Source organism: Pseudanabaena biceps PCC 7429 (genome assembly GCF_000332215.1).
Taxonomy (GTDB): domain Bacteria; phylum Cyanobacteriota; class Cyanobacteriia; order Pseudanabaenales; family Pseudanabaenaceae; genus Pseudanabaena; species Pseudanabaena biceps.
The window spans coordinates 1-7643 of sequence record NZ_ALWB01000243.1 but is presented as its reverse complement, the minus strand read 5'-3'; the positions used below and the strand labels follow the sequence as shown (position 1 = coordinate 7643).

The window sequence follows — 7643 nt, the reverse complement described above, 5'->3', positions numbered from 1 at the left end:
CGAATCCATTGCTTTCCTTGGCGGCTATCTTGAACATCGTCGTAAGTCTCCCATTGGTATTCAAGTTCTCTGGCGTGGTTGGTCTAATTTACGCGATCTTTGCCAAGGTTGGCTTCTTGCCCAAATTTATACTTAACGGGAAAAGTAAGATCGGCTCTCCTGCTTGTTCTCCGAAACCTCGTGGTAAGTCTCTTGGTTGGAAATCTGGGCGCAAGCGCGATCCTTATCCTCGCTTTCCTATCATCAAAAAACGACGCTTCTCGTCCCAAAAAGGTCAACAAAGACATCCTTAATTCCTAATCCTAAATATTCTCCTTTTCATTCTCTTGGATTTGCCCAGTTCTCCATTCTCTGGGTTACTTTTCCTGCTCTTTTCTGATTAGCTTAATCAACTTAGTCTAAACTCCAGTCAAAGCGATCTACTCGATTAAATCCTTTTCTCGTTTTCCTTTATGTCCGATTTGTCCCCCTGCTTTTTCTTCCCCTCCTCTTCTTCTTTTGATTCGTCTATTTTCTCTGACCGCTTTATTAGGTCACTGGATGGCGGTTTGGATGAGTCTTTGCTACTCCTGTTGTTCACCGCTTTTAGCTCTCTATTTCTTCGTATATTTGTTGCGCCCATTCCTGTTGCCGCACGATTACTTCTACCAGTTCTCCTACTGGCATATTTTCTAGGGCTTCTCGTTCATATTGCGGTGGCTCTTTCATCCCTTTACTTTAGCCGCTTTGGCTCTTTTGTCAATTTCTTACCTGATTCTTTACGAAATTTTGATACTCAACTTGATGTTTCTGTAGAGTCTCAATTACTGCATCATAGTTTTTTACTAATTTATCTAATGCAGTAAATCGTTGTTCAAAGTTAAGTTCCTGTTTAACAACTTTTTTAATTATCTTTTTGGAGAAAAAGCCTTTTTCTTCAATCGTTGTTTCACACTCAACATAGCCACGCTGTATGTTTTGGCTGCCACTACGAATTTCATCCTGTAACCTATCAAGTCTCTCACCACCTAAAATCGGTAAAGAATAAGTCTTTTGATAAATTTTGATTTGACGATTACTATCATTACTAGTATTAACCATTTGTTTAATCGTTTTGACTGTTTAAATTAATTTATATTTAACAGAATTATTCTCATCTCAGCAATAAAGGTATTTTCATCTGCTATCGCCATATTAGCAATTATCTCATTAACCGTAGCATCAGCAATATAGAGATTTTATTCATATCTCAATACCTTCCCGCTTTACTACTCGAATAAAAGAAATTGCAGAATCTAAAAAGGCTGACTTCGCAGTAGGAATAATTGAAACTAATTCACCATATTTATCCATAAAGTGCCAACCAATATCAGATGTTCGATATATTTCCTCAGCCACATTTACAGGATCATCAAGGACTGTCATCACATCAATATCTGAGTCAGGAGTTGCTTCTCCCCTAGCTTGAGAGCCAAACAGAATCACGGAAAATAAGCGATCGCCATAAAGATTTACTAAACTAGCTTTTAGCTCCGTTAGTAAGGCTGACAATTGATCATTCTCAACGATTTTATTCATCGCGCCTGATTCCTGACATCTTAGATATCCAAACTAGATATCAAACCTAATATAGCTCGTACTTCATCAACTGACAGGGCAAAGCTCCATTAAGTACCGCCGTTCGCTCCGCACACTTCAATCCAATCGTTTGCGATAGTTGTTTATTACCACTCAGAACAAAAGCAGTCCAGCCCTTAAATTGCTGCTTGAGAACATTTCCTAATAGCTTATAAAAAGCTCCCAAATCACTATCACGACCTAGCCTCTCACCATAGGGAGGATTACAGAAAACAACACCACTATCCGCAGGCGCAACGACTTCCGCCAGATCTAATGAGGAGAAATAAACGTGATTGGCTAAGCCACAATTTTTAGCATTAACAATTGCTTGATCAACCACTTCAGGATTGCGATCGCTTCCCCAGATCGGCGCAGGTAAAGCATCTAAACGATTATCATCAGCTTCTTGAATTAGCCTCGCTAAAAGATCCTGATCAAAATCTAGCCAAGTCTCAAAGCCAAAATGTTCGCGAAACATGCCAGGAGCAATATTGAGGGCTTTTAAACTCGCTTCTAGTGGCAAAGTTCCCGATCCGCAGAGGGGATCATAAAACATTTGATCGGGTTGCCACCCCGACATCTGGATGAGAGCCGCCGCAAGGGACTCCTTTAAAGGTGCGGCTCCCACCGCAGGACGATAACCGCGACGGTGGAGGCTATTGCCAGAGCTATCGAGACTAACGGTGCAACCATTGTCATCAATATGCACACCGATTCGCAAATCGGCTTCGTGGGTATCTACATCCGATCGCTCACCAAATCGATCCATCTGCTGATCGACGATCGCATTTTTGACTTTGAGCGCTGTGAAATGCGTATGATTAAGCTGATCGTTTTTACCCGTAGCATTAACAGCCAAAGTCATTTCAGGGGTTAAAAATTCCGACCAGTCGATCGCTTTAATCCCTTGATAGAGATCATCCGCATCAAGGCAATCAAATTGATCGAGGTGCATTAAGATGCGGAATGGGAGTCTTGCCCAGAGATTGACGCGATAAAGTAAAGTGCGATCGCCTTCAAAGCTAACACCACAAAATCCCGCCTCAACGGAATGAGCACCTAATTGTTCTAATTCCTGTGCTGCGAGCGCTTCTAAGCCCCTCGCCACAGTCGCAAAATATTGATTCATGAAACCATCATAATTTAAAGGAGCATGAATTACCGAAATATATTTTGGTTAACTGACGATCGCCAATCTATGGTTCTTACTTTTTTTTAATATAAGGAACTTAACCTCGTAAATACTCCAATTTTTGCCATGCTGTACCACTGCTGATAATCTCTCTGGCATGGGCGATCGCCTCTTCAATCTCACTATGTAATCCATAAAGCCAGAGATAAAAGCCACAGTTCCACAATACGGAATTGAGATATTCGGAAGGCTCCGCTTTGAGCGCAGAGAGGATTTTAGCAGCTATTTCAGAAGCATCGCCGATCGCAGGATCTTCGGGAGTGAATCCGTAGTTTCTTGCCGATAGGGTCAATCGCTCAAAGCGATCGCCACGAGTGATACCGATAATGGCCGTACGCGATCGGGCTAAATCGACACTCCCCTCCCAGCCCTTGACCGTGGCAAATTCGGCAATGTCATGCAGCGCAAAAGCTTCGCGGATATTTGTCTCCGTCGGTGGATGCACAAAGCCTGACACAATCATTTGCTTGCCTTGATAGGGAGACCACATTAGCTCAAGGGTGGCGAAAGGTGGGCGTTTCCCAATCTGATCGCGATAGGGAACGATACTTTGAGCGAGGGGAAAATGCTTGGGTAAATAAACAAAGCCTAGAAGGTGAGTCTCCAAGTTTTGCTGTACCTGCTCGATGCTCAGATCTTGCCAATTTAAGCCGAGGGCTTGCCAGATTTCCATAAAGGGCAATCCCTCTTTAGTCGGCATCCGATCGCCGCCATGCATCAGAACGGGAATTCCTGCGGCTGCCAAAACGATCGCCGTTACAGGACTAACGGGTGCGGTCTTCGATCTACCATCGTAGGGCGAACCTAGCACTAGAACTTTTTTCCCCGAAGCGATCGCATCCACTTTTGCCCCCAACAATTTGTAAGCATCAAGCATTCCCGCTAATTCTTCACTGGTTGGACGCTTAATGCGATGAGCGATCATAAATGCACCAATTTGGGCAGGGGTGGCAACCCCTTGTAACATCATGGTTGTGGCAGTTTCTGCCTCTTGGCGTGTCAAGCTTTTGCTGGTATGGGTACCGCTACCAACTTTACGCAAAAATTCGCGAAATTCTTTACTCATTACTATTTGATGAATTTAAGACAAAAGTTGGTCAGATGTTGAATTATAGACCAGAAATTAGTGACTATCTATAGCTGTCGCCAAGTAAGTTGATAAGAGAGTAGCGGTGCTTCGCACCGTTACTCTCTTATACCAACTTACTTAGATTAAAAGGCACTCTTAAGAATCGTAGGACGACTCTGACCAATCATCTGACTGGCGAGTTTGCAAAAATATTGAATTGGTGGAATTTGGATGCGATCGCTAGTGGTAACTAAAACGATCTCGCGAGTGAGATTCGGTTCGTTAAGCGATCGCACTACGAGATCGGGCTCGCCAATTAGTTCCACCACAAAAGTTTCGGGTAAAAGGGCGACTAAACTCCCTTGCTTAACTACCCCACGAAAGGCTTCTAAAGAATTTAACTCAAGAGCCGCATTTAAAGAAATTCCCTGACGATTAAACTGATCTTGAACAAGACGTTGTAACCCATAACCGTCCTTAAATACTGCCTGCGGACAATTATGTAAATCTCGCCAAGACAAAGTTTCTTTTCTACTAAGCGGATGTTTTGCGGGTAGCAGCAATTGAATTTTTTCATCGTAGAGATGTTCGACTACCATCTCTGAGCTTGCTGTCAAAAAGGGATTATTCATAACGATCGCGATATCAATTAATCCATCTTTGAGAACCTTGAGAGCGCGATCGCTGCCTAAGGTAGTCACCCGTAACTGCACATTGGGATAGGTCTTAGCAAAGGTTTGGAGGATGGGTGGTAACTGATAGGCACATGCCGAAGGAATTCCCGCTACACAAAGCTCGGTTTGTTTGCCTGCACGTAAATCGTTTAACTCCTGCTCCGCTGTTGTCCAGATCTGGCAAATTTTCTTCGCATGGATGAGCAGGCGATCTCCTCCTACAGTCAACTTAGCATTGCCCTGTCGATGAAAGAGGGTGATTCCCACAGTTGCTTCCAGAGACTGCACCTGCCGACTGATGGTTGACTGACTCACCCCGCACTTTTGTGCCGCCTGCTGGAAATTTCCTGTTTCTGCAACTGCCAAAAAAGCCTGTAACTGTTCCAAACGCATGGGAGATCAAGAATAACTGCTGATAATTAGCTTTTATTTAGTTCGATCCACAGAGTTTGTTAATCAAACCGAAATAAATCTATTAATAGCTATTAAGCCGCTTCTAGGATTTCAGAAAAGTAGCATCTGTAACAAGAAATCTTATAACTTAGGTTAGATCTATTCTTATTGACCTTAGCTATCTATAGCTATTCCTTTATTATTAGTAATATTATTAGTAAATTTTTTAATTAAGTACCTCAGGATAATTAAAATCCAGATCTAAAACCTGCGGCGTTCGCTGCGCCTGCACCGCAGGTTTTAGAATTTTATATGTAATTAAGCCTACTTAGCAAAACAAAATAACTCCTACATTCTCCTACAGATAAATTCAACCTCCGCTTCGTTACACTTTACGATAATTTGATTCCATTCCTTGGCTACGGGAAGATTGACACTTTATTCTTGAATATTATTCCTAAATAGCTCAGTAGAAATAAACTTGATAAGTGAACTTGATGAACTTGATAAATATACTTAAAATATGAGCCCCTGTACCGATCGCATTTTTATATAACCTCTAGTTTCATTTTTTAACTAAGCTGAAGTACTTATAAATATTTTTATTTTGTTTTTATTTTGTTTTTATTTTGTTTTTATTTTATCTATGGCAAAATAAAAACTTAAAAACCTTGCAGGAATTAGTTTCTACTTTCAAAGAAGCTAATTTTTTTGAGACTATAGAGATGGAATGCTTAAACGAAACTTAATCTCGATTTCGACCCAAATTACCTAAGATATTGTAGTTATTAGCCTTACCTAGATAGCATTTTGCCTAGACAGCATATAAATAGAGTTTAATACTCAGATTTTAATAAGTACCTAAGCACAATTAAATATAAAACCTCAAAAGCTGTAGCGCAAGCTGCGCTTGCACTACAGCTTTTGGCTCTGGGTTTTAACTATGCCCAGCTACTTACTCAATTTTACTTAGCTTTTGATAATTATCATTGAGTATTCCTAAGAAATTGCTCCCCAATGGGTGGAAGCTTAGACTCTGGTTTTATAAAACCAATAGGATTTTCCCAGTCATTAAAGCAGATTAAAAACCAGGGCCAGAATCTAGATTCTAGGTTTTTATATTTAATTGGACTTAGCCACTTACATACTTTTTAAAACGATAACTGTGAGAAACCGCTAGCATGGAGTCTTTAACCAATTTGCAATCTGCGTTCTTCTTGGGATTAGCTGTAGCGATCGCCCCTGCCGCTTCTGCCGAAACCTATCAATGGGTACAATACGCTCCTAAAGGTATTGAAGCCCGCGTAATTACCGATCGCTCTTCTTGTCCGATCGCTACAATTGATGGACAAGAAGCCACAATGACCCCAAGGGCAAAACCCAATGAGCTATATCCTGTCCTAGTCTGCGCTTTGCCAATTCCCAAAACCACAAAATCCGTAGCGATCGAGAATGTTCCTCTCAAATTGCCAGTGGCGGAACCCAAGAAAATTCTCTTAATTGGCGATACGGGATGTCGCATGAAAGGCAAGAAAGTACAGGCTTGCAACGATCCCATTAAATGGCCATTTCGCCTAGTTGCTGAAGTTGCCGCTCAAATGAAGCCTGACCTTGTGCTTCATGTGGGGGATTATCACTACCGTGAAACTGCTTGTCCTGAAGGTAATACGGGCTGTGCGGGTAGTCCCTATGGCGATAATTGGGCGGTGTGGCGTGCGGATTTCTTCTCGCCTGCGGATAACCTTCTACGGGTAGCGCCTTGGGTATTTACCCGTGGTAATCACGAAGAGTGTAAGCGTGGTGGTAAAGGTTGGAGTCGCGCCCTCGATCCCTATGCCTTTGATGAGGAGAAAGGTTGCGTGGGTATGGGAGAGCCATTTATGGCAACCTTTAACACTTTCAACATTGCCGTAATGGATGTCTCCACGGCGGATGAAGAAAAAGCGAATGAATCGGAAGTCAAGAAATTTAGCGAACAGTTTCGAGCGATCGGGAAAATGAGTCGTCGTCCTACTTGGATTACACTTCATCGACCAATCTGGAGTGCAGAAGAGATAAAAGATGGTAAGCCGATCGGCTTTAATGTCACCTTAGCTGAGGCGGCAAAGACCAATATTCCCAGTAACGTAGTTGCTTTGCTATCTGGACATCATCACAGCTTCCAATTGTTTAACTACGAAGGCTCAATTCCTCCTCAAATTGTCGCTGGGCATGGCGGAGACTACCTAGATTCTGGAGTTCCCCTTAATCCTGCGGGGATGGTTATCAATGGCATTACTGTAAAAAGTGGCTTTAATCAACCCAATGAATTTGGGTTTGCCATGATGGAAAAAGATGGCAACAATTGGAAACTAACTAACTACGATCGGTTTGGCAAAGTTCTCAAATCCTGCATTTTGAAAGATAAACAGGTTTCCTGTTCTGCCAACTAACACCAGCTAATATCAAGTTACAGCAATTATCGATCAAACGAACCACAAGGAAATTTTTGAAAGCTTTGCGAAGCAAAGCTTTCAAAAATTTCCTTGGTTTGAGCGTAAAGCGCTGTAAAAAATAGCGTTAAGGAATAGCTACGCCATTTTGAGCTTTGGTATAAGAGATACCTAGGACAAATCAAAACCCAAAAGATGAGTGGCGGCGCTTCGCGCCGCCACTCATCTTTTGGGTTTTATATCCTAAGCAAACCTTACGTTGCGATATTAATCAAACGTCAGTT

At 42.1% G+C, this 7643-nt stretch carries 7 protein-coding genes and 1 pseudogene; 2 read left to right on the top strand and 6 right to left on the bottom strand.

Annotated features, from left to right (window positions below; all coding sequences use genetic code 11):
* Window positions 1-146: 146 nt before the first annotated feature.
* Window positions 147-300: pseudogene (locus PSE7429_RS27820) on the top strand (NF041680 family putative transposase); the annotation flags it as partial.
* 285 nt (window positions 301-585) lie between these two features.
* Here PSE7429_RS27820 and PSE7429_RS27640 read toward each other — a convergent pair.
* From PSE7429_RS27640 to PSE7429_RS19630, 6 genes are all read right to left on the bottom strand, one after another.
* On the bottom strand, window positions 586-708 hold the full coding sequence (locus tag PSE7429_RS27640; protein WP_267879023.1) for a hypothetical protein: 123 nt from the start codon (window positions 706-708) through the stop codon (window positions 586-588).
* 30 nt (window positions 709-738) lie between these two features.
* A complete protein-coding gene (locus PSE7429_RS19650) occupies window positions 739-1080 on the bottom strand; it encodes a hypothetical protein (RefSeq protein ID WP_009629093.1) in 342 nt (113 codons plus the stop codon).
* 141 nt (window positions 1081-1221) lie between these two features.
* Window positions 1222-1557 carry a nucleotidyltransferase domain-containing protein gene (locus PSE7429_RS19645; RefSeq protein ID WP_009629092.1) on the bottom strand — a complete coding sequence of 112 codons (336 nt, stop codon included), beginning with the start codon at window positions 1555-1557 and terminating at the stop codon, window positions 1222-1224.
* Between the two features lie 46 nt (window positions 1558-1603).
* Window positions 1604-2728, bottom strand: a complete 1125-nt coding sequence (locus PSE7429_RS19640; RefSeq protein ID WP_009629091.1) for a THUMP domain-containing class I SAM-dependent RNA methyltransferase — start codon at window positions 2726-2728, stop codon at window positions 1604-1606.
* 100 nt (window positions 2729-2828) lie between these two features.
* Entirely contained in the window at window positions 2829-3857 is a 1029-nt protein-coding gene (locus tag PSE7429_RS19635) for an anthranilate phosphoribosyltransferase family protein (protein ID WP_009629090.1), read from the bottom strand.
* A 146-nt stretch (window positions 3858-4003) separates the two neighbouring features.
* On the bottom strand, window positions 4004-4927 hold the full coding sequence (locus PSE7429_RS19630) for a LysR family transcriptional regulator (RefSeq protein WP_009629089.1): 924 nt from the start codon (window positions 4925-4927) through the stop codon (window positions 4004-4006).
* A 1181-nt stretch (window positions 4928-6108) separates the two neighbouring features.
* Here PSE7429_RS19630 and PSE7429_RS19625 point away from each other — a divergent pair.
* On the top strand, window positions 6109-7359 hold the full coding sequence (locus tag PSE7429_RS19625; RefSeq protein WP_009629088.1) for a metallophosphoesterase family protein: 1251 nt from the start codon (window positions 6109-6111) through the stop codon (window positions 7357-7359).
* Window positions 7360-7643 lie beyond the last annotated feature (284 nt).

Bases quoted from the DNA above. Each gene is read 5' to 3' on its own strand.
- PSE7429_RS19635 (WP_009629090.1), bottom strand. From the start codon at position 3,857: ATGAGTAAAGAATTTCGCGAATTTTTGCGTAAAGTTGGTAGCGGTACC.
- PSE7429_RS19630 (WP_009629089.1), bottom strand. From the start codon at position 4,927: ATGCGTTTGGAACAGTTACAGGCTTTTTTGGCAGTTGCAGAAACAGGA.
- PSE7429_RS19625 (WP_009629088.1), top strand. From the start codon at position 6,109: ATGGAGTCTTTAACCAATTTGCAATCTGCGTTCTTCTTGGGATTAGCT.
- PSE7429_RS19645 (WP_009629092.1), bottom strand. From the start codon at position 1,557: ATGAATAAAATCGTTGAGAATGATCAATTGTCAGCCTTACTAACGGAG.
- PSE7429_RS19650 (WP_009629093.1), bottom strand. From the start codon at position 1,080: ATGGTTAATACTAGTAATGATAGTAATCGTCAAATCAAAATTTATCAA.
- PSE7429_RS27640 (WP_267879023.1), bottom strand. From the start codon at position 708: ATGAAAGAGCCACCGCAATATGAACGAGAAGCCCTAGAAAATATGCCA.
- PSE7429_RS19640 (WP_009629091.1), bottom strand. From the start codon at position 2,728: ATGAATCAATATTTTGCGACTGTGGCGAGGGGCTTAGAAGCGCTCGCA.